Origin of the sequence: Ornithinimicrobium ciconiae, from assembly GCF_007197575.1 — a bacterium.
Taxonomy (GTDB): Bacteria; Actinomycetota; Actinomycetes; order Actinomycetales; family Dermatophilaceae; genus Ornithinicoccus; species Ornithinicoccus ciconiae.
The window spans coordinates 1,148,073-1,167,621 of sequence record NZ_CP041616.1 but is presented as its reverse complement, the minus strand read 5'-3'; the positions used below and the strand labels follow the sequence as shown (position 1 = coordinate 1,167,621).

Sequence of the window (19,549 nt, the reverse complement as noted above, 5' to 3'; positions counted from 1 at the left end):
AGTCCTCACGCGCGAGGATATGTCGTATGCCGAATCTCACCACTGCTCGACAGCTGGCCGACACCTTCGTGCGCGACCTGGCTGACCTGGACCCCTCCGTCGCCACCGGCCTCGGGCTCAACCCGCAGGACGACCGGCTCCCGGACCTGTCACCGGCCGGTTATCAGGCCAAGGCCGACCTCGCCTCCTCGACCCTGGCCGAGCTGGAGACGCTGGAGGCGGCGGCCGGCCCTGACGGGTGGGACGCCCTGGAGCAGCGCTGCGCCACGCTGTTGCGGGACCGGCTGGGGGTCCAGCTCGAGGCCCACGCCGCCGGCGAGCACCTGCGCGAGATCCGCAATATCTTCGGCCCGCCCCAGGCGATCCGGCAGATCCTCTCGATGATGCCCTCCGCCTCCGACGCTGACTGGACGGTCATCGCCCGGCGCATGGCCCGGGTCCCGCAGGCCTACCGCTCCTGGACCCAGACCCTCGACGAGGGCATCGCCCGAGGCCTGTTCGCCGCCCCGCTGCAGGTGCGCACCACCATCGACCAGCTCACCGAGTGGGCCGACAGCCAGTGGTGGCACAACTTCGTGGCCGGCGGCCCCGAGTCGGTCAAGGGTGAGTTGATCGCGGCGGCGGACACCGCGACCGCGGGCACCATCGAGCTGCGTGACTACCTGCAGCAGACCTACCTGCCCGCCTCCGACGGGACCCCCAACGCGGTGGGCGCGCAGCGTTATCGCCTCAATGCCCGCCGGTGGATGGGGGCAGATCTCGACCTGGAGGAGGCCTGTGCCTGGGGCTGGGCCGAGTACCAGCAGATCAACGCCGAGATGGTCGGGCTGGCCGGAGAGATCCTGCCGGGGTCGACGCCGGTCGAGGCGATGCGTCACCTGGACGAGCACGGCGAGATCATCGAGGGCGTCGAACAGGTCCGCGAGAAGCTGCAGCAGATGATGGACCAGGCGATCGAGGACCTCGACGGCACACACTTCGACATCGCTGAGCCGATCAAGACCGTCGAGGCGATGATCGCCCCGGCCGGCAGTGCCGCCGCGCCCTACTACAGCCGCCCCTCGATCGACTTCTCCCGCCCCGGCCGCACCTGGCTGCCGACCATGGGCCGCACCAGTTTCCCGATGTATGACCTGGTCAGCACCTGGTATCACGAGGGTGTCCCCGGACACCACCTCCAGTTGGCCCAGTGGGTGTATGTCGCCCCTCAGCTGTCGATCTACCAGACCAGCCTGGGCTCCTCCAGCGGGGCCACCGAGGGGTGGGCGCTGTATGCCGAGCGGCTGATGGACGAGCTCGGCTATCTCGACACCGAGGCGCGGATGGGCTATCTCGACTGCCAGATCATGCGCGCCATCCGGGTGGTCATCGACATCGGCATGCACCTGCAGCTGCCGATCCCGGACGACTCCCCCATCGCCCCCGGCCAGACCTGGACACCGGAGCTGGCCAATCAGTTCTTCGCCGCCCACTCCGGGCGCTCACAGGACTTCATCGACTCCGAGATCATCCGCTACCTCGGGTGGCCGGGCCAGGCCATCAGCTACAAGCTCGGCGAGCGCGCGTGGCTGGCCGGACGCGAGGCGGCCCGCCGGGCCCACAAGGAGCGCGGCGAGGAGTTCAACCTCAAGGAGTGGCATATGGCAGCGCTGTCCCTCGGCGCACTCGGCCTGGATGACCTGACCCGGGAGCTGAGCACGCTGTGACCCCACCGGTCGGGGTGCCGTCTCCGCTGGCCGCCGAGATCACCCAGCCGGTGGCACTGTGCGGACCCGACGGCCGGCTCAACCCACGGGCCGTGGGCTGGTCCCGCACCCCGCTGCACACCGACAACCTCCGGGGCTGGGGCCGCACCAAGCGGTGGGAGTACTGGGGCGTGGTCACCCCGACCCACATCGTCGGAGTCGTGGTCTCCTCCCTGGACTATGCCGGCGTGCACAGCCTCTATGTCCTGGACCGGAACACGGGGCAGGAGTGGACACCGGAGGCGGTGGTGCCCCTGGCCCACGGGCCATCCTCCCACCGCGCAGCGGTCAGGGCACGGTGGTCGCCCGCGGTCGTGACCTCGCGATCATCATCGATCAGCAGGACGAGATCACGATCGACGCGGTGGCCGGCGGGGTCGAGCTCCACCTGACCATCGGGCAGCACGCAGGCCACGAGGCCCTGGGGGTGCTGGTGCCCTGGAGCCAGCGGCGCTTCCAGTTCACCCTCAAGGACCTCGGCCGTCCGGTCAGTGGTGCCCTCACGCTCGATGGCACCGAGCACCGGTTGCGCGCCGAGGAGACCTTCGCGGTCCTGGACCACGGGCGCGGGAAGTGGCCCTACTCGATGACCTGGAACTGGGCCGCTGGCTCCCGGCCCGGGGGCGACCTGTCGATCCAGCTCGGCGGGAAGTGGACCGAGGGCAGCGGCCAGACCGAGAACGGACTCTTCGTCGCCGGACGGCTGCACAAGATCCACGAGGAGCTGTCCTGGACCTACGACCGGTCGGACTGGCTGCGCCCGTGGCGGATCGAGGGTGAGCGGGCACAGGTCGTCTTCACGCCCTTCCACGAGCGCGTGGCGCGCACCAACCTGCTCGTCCTGGCCGGTGAGACGCACCAGTGCTTTGGCCACTTCACCGGCTGGGCCAGCACCGACGACGGCACCCGGGTCGACCTCGACGGGCTGACCGGCTGGGCCGAGGAGGCGCGCAACCGCTGGTAGGTGCCTGCCGGCATACTCCTGGGCCTGTCCCGGGAGTCGCTCGCGGCTGCTGTCCCTGCGTCCGCCTATCGTGGCACCCGTGAGCGAGCCAGCCGCCAAGCGCTCCCTGCCGGCCACGGCTCGGGACACCACCGCCGAGACCCCGTGGCCGGTGCGCACCCTGTCGATGAAGATCTCCGACTACGTCGACAAGATGTCGCCGCTGTGGGTCGAGGGTCAAATCGTGCAGCTCAACCGGCGGGCCGGCATGTCGTGGGCCTACCTGACGCTGCGCGACACCGATGTCGACATGTCCTTGTCCGTCTCCATCCCGGTGCCCGCCCTGGACGCGCTGGCCGCTCCCCCGGAGGCTGGCGCGCGGGTGGTGGTGCACGCCAAGCCGACCTTCTGGACCAAGCGCGGCGCGCTGCAGCTGGAGGCCCGCCAGATCCGGCACGTCGGGGTCGGTGAGCTGCTGGCACGCCTCGAGCACCTCAAGCAGCTCCTGCGTGCCGAGGGGCTGTTCGAGCCGAGCCGCAAGAGGGCACTGCCCTTCCTGCCGGCGACCATCGGGCTGATCTGCGGGCGCAACACTGCCGCGGAGCGCGACGTCGTGATGAACGTCCGACGCCGCTGGCCGGCGGCTCGCTTCGAGATCCGCAACGTCTCGGTGCAGGGCCCGACGACCGTCACCGGCGTCAGCGAGGCGCTGGCCGAGCTGGACGGCCTGCCGCAGGTCGAGGTCATCGTGATCGCCCGCGGGGGCGGCTCCTTCGAGGACCTGCTCCCGTTCAGCAACGAGGCCCTGGTGCGTGGCGTGGTGGGCGTGCGCACACCGGTGGTCAGCGCGATCGGTCATGAGACCGACACACCATTGCTGGACTACGTCGCCGACTACCGCGCCTCGACACCGACCCACGCCGCGACCCGGGTCGTGCCCGACCAGCAGGAGGAGCTGCGCGGGCTGGCGGCGACCCGTGGTCGCGGACGGGCCGCGCTGCAGCGCAGGATCACCGAGCAGCGCCGCCGCCTGGAGGCCACGATGAGCCGCCCGGTCATGGCCGACCGGCAGGCGATCATCTCCGCCTACCGCCGGGACATCGACGCGGCAGCGGAGCGGGGCCGCTACCGGGTGACCACGCTGGTCTCCCGAGAGTTCGACCGGGTCGCCAGCCTGAGCACGCATCTGCGCGCGGTGTCCCCGCAGCACACCCTGGAGCGGGGTTATGCGGTGGTGCGGCACAGCGACGGCACCATCGTGCGCGACATCACGGAGGTGGCGGCCGAGGAGCTGCTGCGCGTGACGGTGGCACGCGGAGACTTCGCCGTGCGACCGGTCGTCGATCCCGGCAACTGAGCACTCTCTCGTCACGGGTCGCAGCCAGGGCGGCCCAGACCCACCGGAATACCGTGCAGCCCGTCGCCGCCACGGCGGCCCGCGCCCCACCGGAATACCGTGCGGGCCGCATCGTTGGCACTAGATGACGCTTCAACGGCCGTGGCGCGCCGGTCTCATCCCGCGCTGCCGCCACGGCACTCCCCTCACGGAAGGTTGCGCATGAGCACCCTCGCCATCCTGGGCGCTGGCAAGGTCGGCACCGTCCTCGCGCGGCACGCGGTCGCCGCGGGGCACGAGGTGTTGATCGCCGGCTCCGGTGACCCGGCCCAGATCTCGCTCACGATCGAGGTGCTGGTGCCCGGCGCGGTCCCGGCGACCGCGGTCGACGCCGCGCTCAAGGCCGATGTGGTCATCCTGGCGCTGCCGCTGGGCAAGCACCACACCCTGCCGGTTGACGCGCTGGCCGGCAAGCTGGTCCTGGACGCCATGAACTACTGGTGGGAGGTCGACGGGGTGCGCGACGACCTCACCGATCCAGACACCTCCACGAGTGAGATCGTCCAGCGGTTTCTGCCCGCCGCCCGGGTGGTCAAGGCGTTCAACCACATGGGCTACCACGACATCGAGGACCAGGCGCGGCCAGCGGGTGCCCCCGGCCGCACGGCGATCGGCATCGCCGGCGACGACCCGGCGGACCTGGCGACTGCCTCCCGGATCGTCGACGATCTGGGGTTCGACCCGGTGGTCGTCGGGCCGCTGGCCAGCGGCGCGGCGCTGCAGCCTGGGACCGAGGCCTTCGGGGCAGACGTGGTCGCCGCACAGCTGGAGACGATGCTCTCTCGGCCCTCGGTGAGCCAGCAGGGCCGGGCGAGCTCTGCCGGGTGACGGTGTGGGCGACGTTAGAGTCTTTCCATGAGCGCGGACAGCAGCCAGGCGACCGAGGAGATCAGCGAACTCAGTTATGAGGACGCGCGGGACGAGCTGGTCGGGATCGTCGCCCGCATCGAGGGCGGCAGCGCCTCCCTGGAGGAGTCGATGACGCTCTGGGAGCGTGGAGAGGCTCTCGCCGCACACTGCAAGGCCAAGCTGGACCAGGCACAGCAGCAGCTGGACCGCGCCGCACCGGGCGCTGGGGACGAGGGGACCGGCAGCCAGACGGGCCAGGCTGGGGACGAGAGGACCGGCAGCCAGACGGACCAGGCTGTGGACGAGGGGACCGGCAGCCAGGCGGACCAGGCGGGGGACGCGATCGACGAGGACGACCCTGCGGATGACTGACGCCCCCTCCACGCTCCAGGTGGTGCCTGACCTGCCCCGGCTGCGGGTCATCGAGGAGCGCGACGCGCCGGCGGTGCTCGACGCCTTCGACGACGACGCCATGCGCCGACAGGGCACGATCCGCACCCTGGAGGAGGCTCAGAACTGGGTCAGCTTCATGGGCGGTCGCGGCGAGCGCCTGGCCCTGGCCCTCGACCTGGGCGGCTCGATGATCGGTGCGGTCGTGGTGAGCTCGATCGACCAGGAGAACGAGACCGGCTGGTTCTGGTACTGGATGCACCGCGAGCACCGCGGCAGGGGATGGATGTCGCGCGCGGCGGTCACCCTGGCTGACTATGCGCTCACCGACATGTTCCTGCACCGGCTCGAGCTCGGCCACCGTGCCAACAACCCGGCTTCCGGCGGAGTGGCCCGGGCCGCCGGTTTTGTCATGGAGGGTGTCGAGCGGGAGAAGTTCCTGGTGGACGGTGTGCGCGTCGACGTGCACACCTATTCGCGGCTGGTCACCGACCCGTGGCCGGAGACGCAGCGCCTGCCCCTCGACCTCTGACGAGCGGCGGGGTCAGCCAGCGACCTCGAGCTTGCCGATGAACTCCTCGATCTCGGGCCATCCGGCCGTCCCGCGCACCAGGGTCGTGCCGACCTCGCCCTGCTCGGGCTCGAGGACTACAGCACGCTCCTCACCCTCGTAGGCGGTCCACTCCGCCGGGCCGTCGGGTCCGGTGATCGTGCGGGTCCCGACCTGCTCCCCCGCCTTCTCCGTCAGGGCGCCCACCCACTCCGGGGTGGCCTGAGCGGTCTGGGAGATCTCGACATACTCTCCCGCGGGGGTGACCAGACCCACCCGCCAGGACAGCGACCCGGCGTGCGTCTCAAAGGTGGCGAAGTTGGCCGTCCAGTCCTCCCCCAGGAAGGCTTCCGGTGTCCACACCGGGAAGTCGGACTCCGCCGCCGCGTAGGGCGAGACCATGTCCACCTCGACCGGTCGACGTTCGAGCTGATCGGGGTTGGGCATCAGAGCCCACCAGGCAAACGCGAGGGCCAGGACCGCGAGAAGGGAGTAGACCATGTTCTGGACCGAGTAGTTGCGCAGCCGGGCGACCGACTTGTCCTCGCCCTGCTGCGGACCATCGGTGGTCGGCGGGGTGTCGGCGCCCTCGTCGGGCGCGGTCTGCCCCCGGTGGGGCACGGGTTCCACTCCCTGGTCCTGGGTGGGCTCGTCCTGGTCTGGCACAGGGCGCTCCTGGTCCTGTGCGGTCTCCTCACGGGTGGTCGGGTTGGTCTCGGGGCTGCGGCTCACACTCCTATCGTCCCACTGACAGCCGGGCGGTAGTGTCGGGGCAGCAACGTCGCCCACCTGCCGAGGAGCCGAGCATGCCCACCGAGGACGCCCGCAGCACGTCACACCAGTCGGTCCTGCCCGACCGCAACCTGGCTCTGGAGCTGGTGCGAGTCACCGAGGCCGCCGCCCTGGCCGCCGCTCGCTGGGTGGGCATGGGCGACAAGAACCTCGCCGACGGTGCCGCCGTCGCCGCGATGCGCAAGGTCATCTCCGGAGTCGCGATGGACGGCATCGTCGTCATCGGTGAGGGGGAGAAGGACGAGGCACCGATGCTCTTCAACGGCGAGAAGGTCGGCGACGGCACCGGACCCAAGGTCGACGTTGCCGTGGACCCGATCGACGGCACGACGCTGACGGCCAAGGGCATGGACAACGCCATCGCCGTCATGGCGGTCTCCGAGTCCGGGACGATGTATGACCCGAGCGCCGTCTTCTATATGGACAAGCTGGTGGTCGGCCCCGAGGCGGCCGACCACGTTGACATCCGCCTGCCGGTCAAGGAGAACGTCCGTCGCGTCGCCAAGGCCAAGAAGCGCGGCGTCGAGGACATCACGGTGGTCATGCTCGACCGTCCCCGCCACGAGCAGCTCGCCCAGGAGGTCCGGGAGGCCGGGGCCCGGTTGAAGTTCATCACCGACGGCGACGTGGCCGGTGGCATCGCCGCCGCCCGCGACGAGTCGGGCATCGACATGCTGCTCGGCATCGGCGGCACCCCCGAGGGCATCATCACCGCCTGCGCGGTCAAGGCCATGGGCGGGGTCATCCAGGGCAAGCTGTGGCCCAAGGACGACGAGGAGCGCCAGGGCGCCATCGACGCCGGTCATGACCTGGACGCCGTCCTGGCCACCGACGACCTGGTGACCGGCGACAACTGTTTCTTCGTGGCCACCGGCATCACCAACGGCGAGCTGCTGCGCGGTGTGCGCTTCGCCAGCGGCGGGTCCGCGATCACCTACTCCCTGGTGATGCGCTCCAAGTCGGGCACCATCCGCGAGATCGAGGCCCACCACCGGCTCAACAAGGTCGCCGACCTCGTCGGCCGCGGCGGCACGGACTGACCGGATGGCGTCCCAAGCAGCACGCACCCTGGTGGTCGGCGAGGCCCTGATCGACATCGTGCTCGGCCCCGCCGGGCGTGAGGAGCATGTGGGCGGCTCCCCCGCCAACGTGGCCATCGGCCTGTCCCGTCTGGGCCATCCCGCCGAGCTGCTCACCCACCTGGGACCGGACGAGCGGGGCCGGCGCATCCAGGATCACCTGGCCGCGACCGGGGTCCGGCTGAGTCCTGGCAGCGAGGCGGCGGACCGCACCCCCACCGCCACGGCCCACCTCGACGAGGCGGGCGTGGCCACCTACGACTTCGACCTGCCCTGGGACCTCCCCCCGATCGACCCACCAGGTGGTGTGCACCTGCACACCGGCTCCATCGCCGCGACGCTCGAGCCCGGCGCCAGTCAGGTCCTGGAGCTGGTCCAGCGGTCCCGGGCGGACGCCACCATCAGCTATGACCCCAACCTGCGGCCCAGCATCATGGGTGAGCCCCATGACGTCCGCGCCCGCGTCGAGGAGCTCATCGGCTGGTCCGACGTCGTCAAGACCAGCGACGAGGACCTCGCCTGGCTGTATGCCGGTGCACCGGTCTTCGAGGTGGCTCGCCTCTGGGGCCAGCTGGGTCCGTCGGTCATCGTCATCACCCGTGGGCCGGACGGCGCACTGGTGCACCTCCCGGCGGCGGGTGAGGAGGCCGCGGTGCAAGCGGTCCCGGCACGGGTCGTGGACACCGTCGGGGCCGGCGACTCGTTCATGGCCGGACTGCTCTCCGGGCTGCTGGATGCCGGCCTTCTCGGGGGTCGCGAGGCCAGGGAGGCACTGCGCACGGCCGGGCTGGACGACATACTCCCAGCGGTTGCGCGGGCGAGCGCCTGCGCCTACTGGACGATCGAGCGGGCCGGTGCCGCAGCACCGACCCGCTCAGACCTGTCCGTCAGCGACTAAACCCTCAGGCGCTCGCCTCGGCGTCCAACCGCTTGGCCCGCGCCAGGGCGCGCTTGCGGTCCTCCTCGCTCTCCGCGGCGATCCGCTCGGCCGCCTCCTCGTCGCGCGTGAGGTTGTCACCCGTCTCCGGGTCGAAGACGTGCATCAGCATCGGATCGAAGAAGAACCGAGCACGCTCGCCCTCCTTGACCCGGGAGCGCGCCTCCAGGTTGACCACCATCTGGGTGCGCATGCCCTCACCGTCGAGATCACGGTCCAGCTCGTCGAGTTTGTGCTGCACGGACTGGTCAGCCTCGAAGGGGACATAGGCATACAGCTCGTTGCCGAGCCACTCGGTGACGTCCACGTCGGCCTCGAAGTGGATGGCATTGGCACCCGGCTCCTGGATCTCCGCGTCCTTGACGAACTCCGGGCGCAGCCCGACGATGACCAGCTCCTTGCCGGCGACCTTCCCGGCGAACTCCTCGCCGAAGCTGACCTCACAGAACGGCAGCTCCAGGACGTTGTCCCGGACGCGAGCCGGCAGGAAGTTCATCGGCGGGGATCCGATGAACCCGGCCACGAACAGGTTGACCGGTTGTTCGTAGAGCTCGCGCGGGGACGCGATCTGCTGCACGACGCCCTTCTTGAGGACGGTGACCCGGTCGCCCAGGGTCATCGCCTCGGTCTGGTCGTGTGTGACATAGATCGTGGTCTGCCCCAGGCGGCGCTGCATGCGGGCGATCTCAGTGCGCATCTGGCCGCGCAGCTTGGCATCCAGGTTGGACAGCGGCTCGTCAAACAGGAAGGCGTCGGCGTCGCGCACGATGGCCCGGCCCATCGCCACCCGCTGGCGCTGGCCACCGGAGAGGTTGGCCGGCTTGCGGTCCAGGTGGTCATTGAGCTCGAGCATGGTCGACGCGTCGGAGACCCGCCGCTTGACCTCCTCCTCGCTGATCTCGCCCTTGTTGAGTCGCAGCGGGAAGGCGATGTTCTCATAGACCGACAGGTGCGGATAGAGCGCGTAGTTCTGGAAGACCATCGACAGGTTGCGGTCCCGCGGTGCGAGCTCGTTGACCCGCTTGCCGTCGATGAGCAGGTCACCAGAGGTGATGTCCTCCAGGCCGACGACCATCCGCAGCAGGGTTGACTTGCCGCAGCCGGAGGGGCCGACCAGGATCATGAACTCGCCGTCGGCGATGTCCATGCTGACGCCCTTGACCGCCTCGTAGCCGTCGGCGTAGGTCTTGCCGATCTCTTTGAGCTGAATCTGTGACATTGAGGTTCTCCTTGGGTTGAGTGGGCCTCAGCCCTTGACGGCGCCGGAGGTCAGCCCGGCCACGATGCGCTTCTGGAAGATCAGGACCAGGATCACGACCGGGATGGTGACGATCACCGCAGCCGCCGAAATGGCTCCGGTGGGTTGCTCGAACTGGCTGGCACCGGTGAAGAAGGCCAGTGCTGCCGGCACCGTGCGGGCGTTCTCCGACGTCAGCGAGATCGCGAAGACGAAGTCGTTCCACGCAGTGAAGAAGGTGATCAGGGCCGTGGTGAACACCCCGGGGGCGGCCAGCGGCACAATCACCTTGCGGAAGGCCTGCCAGCTGGTGGCACCGTCCACCTGGGCCGCCTGCTCCATCTCCCAGGGGATCTGCTGGAAGAAGGCGGAGAGCACCCAGATCGAGAGCGGCAGGGTCAGCGACAGATAGGGAATCACCAGGCCGGGGATGGTGTCGAACAACCCGATATTGCGCCACAGGTCAAACAGTGGCGTGACCAGCGAGATCACGGGGAAGAACGAGACGGCCAGGGAGACCAGCAGGATCAGCTTCTTGCCCGGGAAGTTCAACCGCGCGATGGCGTAGGCACAGAACGTCGCGAGCACGACACTGATGATGGTGGCGATCAGGCAGACCACGATGGAGTTGACCAGCGCCGGGTTGAACAGGTCGCTGGCGGTGCCCGTCGTGATCAATTGGAAGTTCTCCCAGGAGAACTCGCGGGGGAAGTACTTCTTGTCCGCTTGGATCGACTGCGGCTTCACCGCGAGGGAGAAGATCCAGAACAGCGGGATGAGGGTCCAGAGCATGACCGGGATTGAGACCGCGGCCAGGCTCCACTTCTGCTTCGGTGTGGCGTCCATGTCAGCCTCCTCCTACTTCGATCCGGCCAGGTCGACCTTGAAGCCTCTGATAAAAAGCAGGGCTATCGCGAAGACCAGGAGGAACAGGACCACGGACAGGGCCGACCCCATCCCGATCTCGACGCGGTCGATGGTCTGTTTATAGGCCAGCGTGGACAGGGTCTCGGTGTTATTGGCTCCTCGGGTCATGACGAAGACGTTGTCGAAGATGCGGAAGGCGTCCAGGGTGCGGAACAGCACCGCGACCATGATGGCCGCCTTCATGTTCGGCAGGACGACCTTGAACAGCCGCTGCCAGAAGGTGGCGCCGTCCACCTTGGCGGCCTCCTCCATCGCGCCGTCGATCTGGGCCAGTCCGGCCAGGAGCAGCAGCGACATGAAGGGTGTGGTCTTCCAGATCTCCGAGATCATGATCACGCCCATGGCCGGCAGCCAGCTGCCGAACCAGTCGAACGAGGCGTCCCAGGCACCGAGGGTCAGGGTGTTCAGCCACCCGTTGACATAGCCGGTGTCCGTCCGGAAGCTGTAGAGCCAGGCGAACGCGGAGACCACCGTGATGATCGAGTAGGGGATCAGCACGATCGTGCGAAGAGTCCTGCGGGGCAGCACGATCCGGTGCATCAGCATCGCGATGGCGAAGCCCAGCACCAACTCCACCGCCACCGTGACGACCGTGATGAACAGCGTGTTCCACAGCGCCTGGTAGAAGAGCGAGTCGGTGAAGATCACGGAGTAGTTGTCGAGGAAGATGAACTCCCGGGAGTCCGGGTCGGTCAACCGGTAACGGAAGAAGGACAGCCAGACCGCCTGAAGGATCGGGTAGGCGGTGACCGCCAGCATGATGACGAAGGCGGGTCCGGCCAGCTTCCAGCCGAGCTTGCGCTCGGCCTTGGCCCGGTCGGACAGCACCGGTTTGGTCTTCTTGTCCTGCCGGTGGGTGCTGGTGGGCGCCGTTGCGGTGCTCATAGCAGGGCCTCCCCTCTGAGAACAGCCATGATGAGGTCGGCCGAACTGGCCGGGGTGTCTTCGGTGACGGCGCCCGGCGGGCTCCACTCCCGCTGGATGGCGGTCGACAGGTCGCCGTAGAACTGGGTCTGCGGCCGGGGCACGGCCACCTCGAGCGAATCGCGGATGACGTCGGCCATCGGGAACTGGTCGATGACCTCCGCCTCGTCGAACACCGCGGCGCGCGAGGCCGGGTTGCCGGTCCCGGTCATATACAGCACCTGGTGCTCGTGGTTGGTGATGCACTCCGCGGCCTGGTAGGCGAGGTCGGGGTCCTCGGTGAAGGCACCAACCCCGATCGAGATGCCGCCGTAGGGCGGCGCCGGGTCACCCTCGTCACTGGTCGCGGGATACATCGCCCAGCCGATGTCGTCGATGAAGTCGACGTTGTTGGCGGGGAAGGCGGCCCACACATAGGGCCAGTTCACCAGGAAGCCGCTGGTGTCGGGGTCCTGGAAGAGATTCAGCGACACGGTCTCGTCGCTCGTGCCCATCGACGGGCCGCCGACACCAGCGTCTGCGACCGAGCGGACGATGTCCGCCGCGGCGCGACCGGCGTCGCTGTCCAGACCCAGCTCGATGTCATCCAGATCCGGCCCCGGATTGACCAGGATCTCTCCACCGGCTCCGGCGATCAACGCATTGATCCACACGGTGTAGCCCTCGTAGCGGTTGGCCTGGACACCGATCGTCACGTCCTGCGCATCCGCGGCCTCGACGATCTGCTGCCAGGTGACATTGCCGCCCTCGATGTTCAACCCCGCTGCCTCGGCGACGCTCTTGCGATACCAGAGCAGCTGGGTGTTGGCCCAGAACGGGACGGTGACCAACTCGTCATTCCACGTCGAGGCCACAACCGAGGACTCGACGCGGTCCTCGGTGAAGGTCTCGACCATGTCCTCGGGCACCGGGGACAGGAAGCCGGCCTGGGCGAACTCCGGGATGAAGGGGGGGTCCAAACTCATCAGGTCGACGCTGGAGTCACTGCCCGCCAGCCGGCGGAGCAACTGCTGGCGCTGGTCGCTGGCGCTGTTGGGCAGCAGCTGGATCTCGATGGAGTAGGCGCCCTCCGACTGCTCACTGCACTCCGCGGCGATCTGCGCCTGACCTCCGCCCTCAGGGTTGGATCCTCCGCCGTCGGGGTTGATATACCAGGTCAGCCGCGTGTTGTCCTCGCTGCCGCCGCAGGCCGTCAACCCGACGAGCACCGAGGCGGCGCAGAGCGCCAGCGCGACCCTGGAGCGTGATCTCTGCCTGCTCACATCTGGCTCCTTTGTCAGAACATGAACCGTTCGCACAGTGCCGACCGTGGTGGGGCAACCATGATCATTCACCGTGTGCGCGACCGGCGTACACCTTGTACCGCAGTCCAATAGAACACCAGCCGTGTGGCCTGCGCCACCCTGACGCGGCCATTTGCCAAAGGTTTAGGCTTCGGGCATGCCCGAGTTCCGCTATTCCGACCTCCTGCCAACCGCCCCGGAGGAGACGCCATACCGTCTGCTCACCAGCGACGGCGTGCGCGTCGTCGACGGCCCGGGGGGTCGCCAGTTCCTGGAGGTGGACCCCGAGGCGCTGCGCCTGCTGACCGAGACGGCGATGCACGACATCGCGCACTACCTGCGGCCGGGGCACCTGCAGCAGCTGCGCAACATCCTGGAGGACCCCGAGGCCAGCAACAACGACAAGTTCGTGGCGCTCGACCTGCTCAAGAACGCCAACATCGCGGCCGGAGGTGTCCTGCCGATGTGCCAGGACACCGGGACCGCGATCGTCATGGGCAAGCGGGGCCAGCAGGTGCTGACCGCCGCTGGTCCGGACGGGCCGGTCTCCGACGAGGAGGCGATCTCCCGCGGCATCTTCGACGCCTACACCACGCTCAACCTGCGCTACTCCCAGCTCGCGCCGATCAGCACCTGGGAGGAGCAGAACACCGGCTCAAACCTGCCCGCCCAGATCGAGCTGTATGCCGACACGACCCCGGGCCACGAGCTGGCCTACAAATTCCTCTTCATGGCCAAGGGCGGCGGCTCGGCCAACAAGTCCTTCCTCTATCAGGAGACCAAGGCGCTCCTCAGCCCGCAGCGGCTCATGGAGTTCCTCGACGAGAAGCTGCGCTCCCTCGGCACCGCTGCCTGCCCGCCCTACCACCTGGCGATCGTGCTCGGCGGCACCTCGGCGGAGTTCGCGCTGAAGACCGCGAAGTACGCCTCCGCCCGCTACCTCGACGGCCTGCCCACCGAGGGATCACTGGCCGCGCACGGCACACGAGATCCTGAGCTGGAGGAGCAGGTGCACGAGCTGACCCGCAACTTCGGCATCGGTGCCCAGTTCGGTGGCAAGTACTTCTGCCACGACGTGCGCGTCATCCGTCTCCCCCGCCACGGCGCGAGCCTGCCCGTCGCCATCGCGGTGTCCTGCTCGGCCGACCGGCAGGCGCTGGCCAAGATCACCCCGGAGGGCATCTTCCTGGAGCAGCTGGAGACCGACCCGGCGCGCTTCCTGCCCGAGGAGGTCGACGCAGCGCTGGATGCCGAGACCCACGGGGTGTCCGGCACCGGCAAACAGTCCTCCGTCCCGATCGACCTCAACCAGCCGATGGAGGCGATCCTGGCCGAGCTCAGCAAGCACCCGGTGAAGACCCGGGTGTCGCTCACCGGTCCGCTGGTGGTCGCCCGCGACCTGGTGCACGCCAAGATCAAGGAGCGTCTCGACGCCGGTGAGGAGATGCCGGACTATCTGCGCAACCACCCTGTCTACTACGCCGGCCCGGCCAAGACTCCCGAGGGCATGCCGTCCGGGTCGTTCGGGCCGACGACCGCCGGCCGGATGGACAGCTATGTCGAGCAGTTCCAGGCTGCTGGTGGGTCCAAGGTGATGCTCGCCAAGGGCAACCGGAGCCAGCAGGTCACCGACTCGTGTGCCGCCCACGGCGGCTTCTATCTCGGATCGATCGGCGGTCCGGCGGCACGGTTGGCGCAGGACTGCATCAGGTCCGTCGAGGTCATCGAGTATGAGGAGTTGGGCATGGAAGCAGTCTGGAAGATCGAGGTCGAGGACTTCCCCGCGTTCATCGTGGTGGACGACAAGGGCAACGACTTCTTCGCCGCGGTGAGCAAGCCGCTGGCGATGTCGATCCCGTTGCGGCAGGGTCTGCAGACGGTGAGGTCCTGATGAGCACTCCCACGGGCGACTTCGCCGACCTCCTCGCCCACAACCACGACTATGCCCAGGACTTCAGCCTCGGCGGCTTTGACGGCATCGCCCGACAGGGCGTGGCCATCGTGACCTGCATGGACTCACGGATCGAGCCGCTGGCGATGGTGGGCCTGACCCACGGCGACGCCAAGATCTTCCGCAATCCGGGTGGCCGCGTCACCGACGCCGCGCTCGAGGCGCTCGTCCTGGGTGTCCACCTGCTCAACGTCAACCGCATCATGGTCGTCCCGCACACCCGGTGCGCGATGTCGCAGATGTCCGAGAACGAGCTGCGCGAGAAGATCACCGAGGTGTCCGGTCAGGACGCTTGGTGGCAGCACTTCCACGTCGTCGCCGACCAGCACGCAGCCCTGGTTGAGGACGTCCACCGGGTGACCAGCCACCCGCTGATCGGCGACCGCGCCCAGGTCGGCGGCTTCCTGTATGACGTGGACACCGGCCTCCTGAACCTCCTCGTCTAACCCATTTTTGGAGGGGTTTCGTAGGTCCCACCCGAGTTTTTAGAGGGGTTTCGTAGGTTCCGCCCCAGACGCTTCTTGGCGGGGTTTGGTCGGCGACTCCTCCGACAAAACCCCTGCAAAAAGGTGGATTCCACCTACGAAACCTCCCTGAAAATGGGTCAGGGGGTGAGCCGGATGAGGGCTCGCTTGACCTTCTCGCTCACCGCGGCAGTGCCGCCCGCGAGGACGATGCGTGAGGGCTCCAGCGCACGGATCGCCTCGGCTGTGACGCCTGGCACCTGGCCGGAGGCCACCAGCAGCACGGCCCCCTGGGCGGCGGCCGAGGCCGGCGCCGCGGCCAGGGAGTCGGCAAAGTTGCTCCCCACCCCGACGTGCAGCACGCCCCCTGGCGGGGTGTCCTGCGCCAGGAGTGCTGCCGTCTCGTAGCGATTCGCGCCACCGCGGCGCTCCACACCCTCCGTGGCGAACCCCCTCAGCTCGTTGACCACCTGCTGCGAGACGGCGGCGTTGCCTCCGGCCACCACGATCTGCCGGGGACGCAGCTCTCGCAGCGCCTCCGCAGTCGCGCTGGGGATGGATCCGGGACGCACGAGCAGGACTGCTGCCTCCGACTGGCCAGCCTGAGCTGCTGCGGCGAGGGCGTCGGCGAAGCCGGTGCCGGTCGCGACATAGACGACGCCCTCGGTCCGCACGGGCGTCAGGGTCGAGATCTCAGCCGCCGTTGCGTAGCGGTCGGGACCCTCGACTCGTCGCACCTGCGCGCCGAGCGTCTGCAGCTCCTGCACGACGTCGGCGCTGATCGCGGAGCGCCCTCCGGCGACCACGATCTCGGAGGGGGCAAGGCGGATCAACGCCTCGCGGGTCGCCTGGGGAAGCGAGGTGCCCCGGGTCAGCAGCACCGCGCCGTCGGTGTGGCCCGCCTTGGCGGCCGCAGCGAGCGCGTCCGGGTAGTCGGTGCCGCTGGCCACCAACACGCGTCCGCCCGGGGTCACATCGCGGGACAGTAGAGCTGCCGTCGCGTAGCGGTCTGCCCCGGCAACACGGTCCACTGACGGGCGGAACTGGGCAATGCCAGCCTCGTGAAGCCGCTGGTGCAGCGGGTCCGTGAGCGTGGCGGCATAGCCCTGGGACAGGTGCGAGCCCTCCGCGTAGATCTGGGCACGGCCAACGACCATGGCGCAGTCCGGACTGAGCCAGGACTCCGGGCAGACCCAGTCACGCAGGTTGATGAAGCTCGCCGACTTCACACGCCAGGCGGCCTCTCGCATCCCTGGGTTGCCGCTGCGCGCGCTGTCGAGCTTCTGCGCGCAGCGAGTCAGGTCGGCACGGTCGATGAGCGCCTCGGCGACACACCGGTCAGGGTCTCCCAGGGGCACTGGGGTGTCCCACACGGCACCGATCTGGGAGGCCCTGAGGTTCTCCAGGAACCGCCAGGCGTTGGCGTAGCCGTCAACCGTGTCGGTCCGCATACCGCCAGTGATGGCCAGGTCCGGAGGATTGTTCTGCAGGTGCTCCCGTAGCGCGGTGTTGTAGAGGTCGCACTGGGGGTAGTTAGGCGTGGGCGGGGCGTCCATCACGAAGTCACAGGCGGTCTTGGTGTACATCCGCAGCGACCAGCCCTCCCGGAGGGCGATCTCCTCCAGGGCCGGGAAGTACTGACCGATCTTGGAGCTGCCGACCACCGCGACGGTGACATTGCTGGTGGTGTCGCCATAGGTGCAGCCGGGCACCACCGTGACCCGCCACCGGGGAGCATGACATCCGTCGGAGTAGTAGACCGGGTTCCGGTGGAGCTCATCAAAGGGGGGCGAAACGGGAAAGACCGGTCCGTACCGGGTGAAGTCCTGCGGCTCTGCGGCCGGCCTGCTCCATGAATCGCCCTTCAGGGCCCGCGCACCGAGATCATCCTCGGTGCCGTCGAGCGCCGAGAGGACCGGGGCCGCCGCCGGTGACGCGGTCGCTGCGGTCGTGCCGAGCCCGCCCAACCCGCTCGGGGCGGAGACTGTGATCGCCGCCGCTAGAAGCACGGTCACGAAGACGGTCCAGGATGACCGGTCGGGGCCGGGCCACCACGACCGTGTCCTGCCCCACGTCATAGGGCGAGTCGCTCCTGGACGGTCGCTGCCAGCCGGTCGGCATACTGCTGGGCGCGCTCGGCCGTGTCTGCCTCAACCATGACCCGCACCAGCGGCTCGGTGCCGGACTTGCGCAGCAGCACGCGACCAGCACCGGCCAGCTCGGCCGAGGCAGCCGCGACGGCAGACTGGACGGCCTCGTCCGAGTTGACCCGGCTGTTGTCCACGCCCTTGACGTTGATCAGGACCTGCGGCAGGCGGTGCATCACCGAGGTGAGCCTGGCAAGCGGGCTCCCGGAGGCCCGGACGCGTCGGGCCACGGCGAGCGCGGTCAGCACCCCGTCGCCGGTCGTGCCGTGCTCGAGCATGATCACGTGGCCGGACTGCTCCCCACCGAGGGTGTGCTTATGGGCCCGCATCTCCTCCAGGACATAGCGGTCACCGACCGCGGTCTGGACGACGGCGATGCCCTCGCGCTCCATGGCCTGCATCAGCCCGAGGTTGCTCATCACGGTGGCCACCAGCGTGTTGTTGGCCAGGGTGCCGCGATCGCGCATGTCCACCGCCAGCACCGCCATGATCTGGTCGCCGTCGACCGGGTTGCCGTCGGCGTCAACAGCCAGGCACCGGTCGGCGTCCCCGTCGAACGCGAACCCGAGGTCTGCACCGCGGTCCACCACAGCCTGCTGCAGCCGCTCCATGTGGGTCGAGCCGTAGCCGTCGTTGATGTTGAGGCCATCCGGGTCTCCGCCGATCGTGTCGACGGTGGCTCCGGCGCGGCGGAACACCTCGGGGCCGACGTGGCTGGCGGCACCGTGGGCCGCGTCGATCACGACGTGCAGACCGTCGAGCCGACCGGGCACCGACGCGAGCAGGTGCTCCATATAGAAGTCAGCCCCCTGCGGGAACGGACGGACCCGGCCCACACCCACACCGGTCGGGCGCTCCCAGTCCGCGTCCAGCCGCTGGGTGATCGCGTCCTCGATGTCGTCAGCCAGCTTGTGACCGCCCTCGGCGAAGAACTTGATGCCGTTGTCCGGCATGGCGTTGTGCGAGGCCGACAGCACCGCGCCCATCTCGGCATCCATCCGGGCCGTCAGATAGGCGATCGCGGGGGTGGGCAGCACGCCGGCGTCAAGGACGTCCACGCCCGCCGAGGCGAACCCGGCCATGACCGCGGCGCTGAGGAACTCCCCCGACGCGCGCGGGTCGCGGCCGACCACGGCAGAAGCCCGCCGCCCGCCATAGCTGGTGCCGCTGGAGCCGAGCTCGTGGGCCACGGCGACGGAAAGCTTGAGGGCCAGCTCCGCGGTGATGTCCTTGTTGGCCAGTCCGCGGACACCGTCGGTGCCGAAGAGTCGCGTCACGTCCACTCCTAGTGCGATAGGGAGGGGCGCCGAGTGACGCCATCAGCCCCACAGCCTAACCGGAACAGCCCGAGGGCCCCGCCCCAGGTGCAGGACGGGACCCTCGGGTCCGGCGCGCTCCGCGTGCGGAGCAGCGTCGATCAGCGCTTGCTGTACTGCGGCGCCTTGCGGGCCTTCTTCAGGCCAGCCTTCTTGCGCTCGGGGACGCGCGCGTCCCGGCTGAGCAGACCGGCCTTCTTCAGCGCCGGACGGTTCAGCTCCTCGTCGACACCGTTCAGCGAACGGGCGACACCCAGGCGGACGGCACCGGCCTGGCCGGAGGGGCCACCGCCGTGGACGCGCACGAGCACGTCGTAGGCACCGTCAAGCTCGAGCACGGTCAGCGGCTCGTTGACGATCTGCTGGTGGACCTTGTTGGGGAAGTACTGGTCCAGGCTCTTGCCGTTGATCTTCCACTCGCCGGTGCCCGGCACGATGCGGACGCGGGCGATGGCCTGCTTGCGACGGCCGGTGCCGGCGCCGGGGGCGGAGGCGGTCGGGCGCGGCGCAGCCTCGCCGACAGGGCCCTCGGACTCGGAGGTGTACTCGGTCAGCTCGACCTCGTCGGCCTCGAGCTCAGTGTTCTCGGTGTTGTTCACAGTCATATCTGTCTCAGTTT

Annotated in this window: 17 protein-coding genes and 1 pseudogene; 10 read left to right on the top strand and 8 right to left on the bottom strand. The window is 68.9% G+C overall.

Translation table 11 applies throughout. The features are described from left to right. Positions 1 to 26 precede the first annotated feature (26 nt). From FNH13_RS05380 to FNH13_RS05355, 6 genes and pseudogenes are all read left to right on the top strand, one after another. The gene (locus tag FNH13_RS05380) at positions 27 to 1,706 is read left to right on the top strand and encodes a DUF885 domain-containing protein (protein WP_143782527.1); all 1,680 of its coding nucleotides are present in this window, start codon (positions 27 to 29) and stop codon (positions 1,704 to 1,706) included. Next, a pseudogene (locus FNH13_RS20050) lies at positions 1,703 to 2,709 on the top strand (DUF2804 domain-containing protein). The gene FNH13_RS05380 and the pseudogene FNH13_RS20050 overlap by 4 nt, the downstream one beginning before the upstream one ends. 79 nt (positions 2,710 to 2,788) lie before the next feature. Beyond that, the gene (gene xseA, locus FNH13_RS05370; RefSeq protein ID WP_143782526.1) at positions 2,789 to 4,045 is read left to right on the top strand and encodes an exodeoxyribonuclease VII large subunit; all 1,257 of its coding nucleotides are present in this window, start codon (positions 2,789 to 2,791) and stop codon (positions 4,043 to 4,045) included. A gap of 201 nt (positions 4,046 to 4,246) precedes the next feature. Continuing rightward, on the top strand, positions 4,247 to 4,912 hold the full coding sequence (locus tag FNH13_RS05365; protein ID WP_143782525.1) for an NADPH-dependent F420 reductase: 666 nt from the start codon (positions 4,247 to 4,249) through the stop codon (positions 4,910 to 4,912). Positions 4,913 to 4,939: 27 nt separating this feature from the next. After that, complete coding sequence (locus tag FNH13_RS19725) at positions 4,940 to 5,305, top strand: exodeoxyribonuclease VII small subunit (RefSeq protein ID WP_143782524.1); 366 nt, start codon at positions 4,940 to 4,942, stop codon at positions 5,303 to 5,305. Further along, on the top strand, positions 5,298 to 5,855 hold the full coding sequence (locus FNH13_RS05355; RefSeq protein ID WP_143782523.1) for a GNAT family N-acetyltransferase: 558 nt from the start codon (positions 5,298 to 5,300) through the stop codon (positions 5,853 to 5,855). Before FNH13_RS19725 ends, FNH13_RS05355 begins: the two co-directional genes overlap by 8 nt. A 12-nt stretch (positions 5,856 to 5,867) precedes the next feature. Here the strand turns inward: FNH13_RS05355 and FNH13_RS05350 are convergent, their stop codons facing one another. Further along, on the bottom strand, positions 5,868 to 6,605 hold the full coding sequence (locus tag FNH13_RS05350) for a DUF4245 family protein (RefSeq protein WP_143782522.1): 738 nt from the start codon (positions 6,603 to 6,605) through the stop codon (positions 5,868 to 5,870). A gap of 74 nt (positions 6,606 to 6,679) precedes the next feature. Here FNH13_RS05350 and glpX point away from each other — a divergent pair, with 74 nt between their 5' ends. Together glpX and FNH13_RS05340 are read left to right on the top strand one after the other, a co-directional pair. Next, positions 6,680 to 7,705 (top strand): class II fructose-bisphosphatase, encoded by a 1,026-nt coding sequence (gene glpX, locus FNH13_RS05345; protein WP_143782521.1) that lies wholly within the window; start codon positions 6,680 to 6,682, stop codon positions 7,703 to 7,705. A 4-nt stretch (positions 7,706 to 7,709) separates the two neighbouring features. Next, entirely contained in the window at positions 7,710 to 8,642 is a 933-nt protein-coding gene (locus FNH13_RS05340; protein ID WP_143782520.1) for a carbohydrate kinase family protein, read from the top strand. A gap of 4 nt (positions 8,643 to 8,646) precedes the next feature. Here FNH13_RS05340 and FNH13_RS05335 read toward each other — a convergent pair whose 3' ends face one another. Genes FNH13_RS05335 through FNH13_RS05320 form a run of 4 tightly spaced genes read right to left on the bottom strand, consistent with a single transcriptional unit; the run spans position 8,647 to position 13,031 of the window. Continuing rightward, entirely contained in the window at positions 8,647 to 9,900 is a 1,254-nt protein-coding gene (locus tag FNH13_RS05335; RefSeq protein ID WP_143782519.1) for an ABC transporter ATP-binding protein, read from the bottom strand. A 27-nt stretch (positions 9,901 to 9,927) separates the two neighbouring features. Continuing rightward, positions 9,928 to 10,764, bottom strand: a complete 837-nt coding sequence (locus tag FNH13_RS05330) for a carbohydrate ABC transporter permease (protein ID WP_143782518.1) — start codon at positions 10,762 to 10,764, stop codon at positions 9,928 to 9,930. A gap of 12 nt (positions 10,765 to 10,776) precedes the next feature. Then, positions 10,777 to 11,730 carry a carbohydrate ABC transporter permease gene (locus FNH13_RS05325; protein ID WP_143782517.1) on the bottom strand — a complete coding sequence of 318 codons (954 nt, stop codon included), beginning with the start codon at positions 11,728 to 11,730 and terminating at the stop codon, positions 10,777 to 10,779. After that, entirely contained in the window at positions 11,727 to 13,031 is a 1,305-nt protein-coding gene (locus FNH13_RS05320) for an extracellular solute-binding protein (protein ID WP_143782516.1), read from the bottom strand. Before FNH13_RS05320 ends, FNH13_RS05325 begins: the two co-directional genes overlap by 4 nt. A 178-nt stretch (positions 13,032 to 13,209) precedes the next feature. On the opposite strand from FNH13_RS05320, the gene FNH13_RS05315 reads away from it, so the two are divergent. Both FNH13_RS05315 and FNH13_RS05310 read left to right on the top strand, forming a co-directional pair. Beyond that, complete coding sequence (locus FNH13_RS05315; protein ID WP_143782515.1) at positions 13,210 to 14,943, top strand: fumarate hydratase; 1,734 nt, start codon at positions 13,210 to 13,212, stop codon at positions 14,941 to 14,943. Continuing rightward, a complete protein-coding gene (locus FNH13_RS05310) occupies positions 14,943 to 15,449 on the top strand; it encodes a beta-class carbonic anhydrase (protein WP_143782514.1) in 507 nt (168 codons plus the stop codon). Before FNH13_RS05315 ends, FNH13_RS05310 begins: the two co-directional genes overlap by 1 nt. A 158-nt stretch (positions 15,450 to 15,607) precedes the next feature. Here FNH13_RS05310 and FNH13_RS05305 read toward each other — a convergent pair whose 3' ends face one another. From FNH13_RS05305 to rpsI, 3 genes are all read right to left on the bottom strand, one after another. Further along, entirely contained in the window at positions 15,608 to 17,482 is a 1,875-nt protein-coding gene (locus FNH13_RS05305; RefSeq protein WP_165700023.1) for a cell wall-binding repeat-containing protein, read from the bottom strand. A gap of 59 nt (positions 17,483 to 17,541) precedes the next feature. Beyond that, positions 17,542 to 18,891 (bottom strand): phosphoglucosamine mutase, encoded by a 1,350-nt coding sequence (gene glmM, locus FNH13_RS05300; protein WP_143782512.1) that lies wholly within the window; start codon positions 18,889 to 18,891, stop codon positions 17,542 to 17,544. A gap of 140 nt (positions 18,892 to 19,031) precedes the next feature. Continuing rightward, the gene (gene rpsI, locus FNH13_RS05295) at positions 19,032 to 19,535 is read right to left on the bottom strand and encodes a 30S ribosomal protein S9 (RefSeq protein WP_202878870.1); all 504 of its coding nucleotides are present in this window, start codon (positions 19,533 to 19,535) and stop codon (positions 19,032 to 19,034) included. Positions 19,536 to 19,549: the final 14 nt, after the last annotated feature.

Coding starts and splice junctions, on each gene's coding strand:
- FNH13_RS05380 (WP_143782527.1), top strand. CDS start 27: ATGCCGAATCTCACCACTGCTCGACAGCTGGCCGACACCTTCGTGCGC.
- FNH13_RS05365 (WP_143782525.1), top strand. CDS start 4,247: ATGAGCACCCTCGCCATCCTGGGCGCTGGCAAGGTCGGCACCGTCCTC.
- FNH13_RS19725 (WP_143782524.1), top strand. CDS start 4,940: ATGAGCGCGGACAGCAGCCAGGCGACCGAGGAGATCAGCGAACTCAGT.
- FNH13_RS05355 (WP_143782523.1), top strand. CDS start 5,298: ATGACTGACGCCCCCTCCACGCTCCAGGTGGTGCCTGACCTGCCCCGG.
- glpX (WP_143782521.1), top strand. CDS start 6,680: ATGCCCACCGAGGACGCCCGCAGCACGTCACACCAGTCGGTCCTGCCC.
- FNH13_RS05340 (WP_143782520.1), top strand. CDS start 7,710: ATGGCGTCCCAAGCAGCACGCACCCTGGTGGTCGGCGAGGCCCTGATC.
- FNH13_RS05335 (WP_143782519.1), bottom strand. CDS start 9,900: ATGTCACAGATTCAGCTCAAAGAGATCGGCAAGACCTACGCCGACGGC.
- FNH13_RS05330 (WP_143782518.1), bottom strand. CDS start 10,764: ATGGACGCCACACCGAAGCAGAAGTGGAGCCTGGCCGCGGTCTCAATC.
- FNH13_RS05325 (WP_143782517.1), bottom strand. CDS start 11,730: ATGAGCACCGCAACGGCGCCCACCAGCACCCACCGGCAGGACAAGAAG.
- FNH13_RS05315 (WP_143782515.1), top strand. CDS start 13,210: ATGCCCGAGTTCCGCTATTCCGACCTCCTGCCAACCGCCCCGGAGGAG.
- FNH13_RS05310 (WP_143782514.1), top strand. CDS start 14,943: ATGAGCACTCCCACGGGCGACTTCGCCGACCTCCTCGCCCACAACCAC.
- rpsI (WP_202878870.1), bottom strand. CDS start 19,535: ATGACTGTGAACAACACCGAGAACACTGAGCTCGAGGCCGACGAGGTC.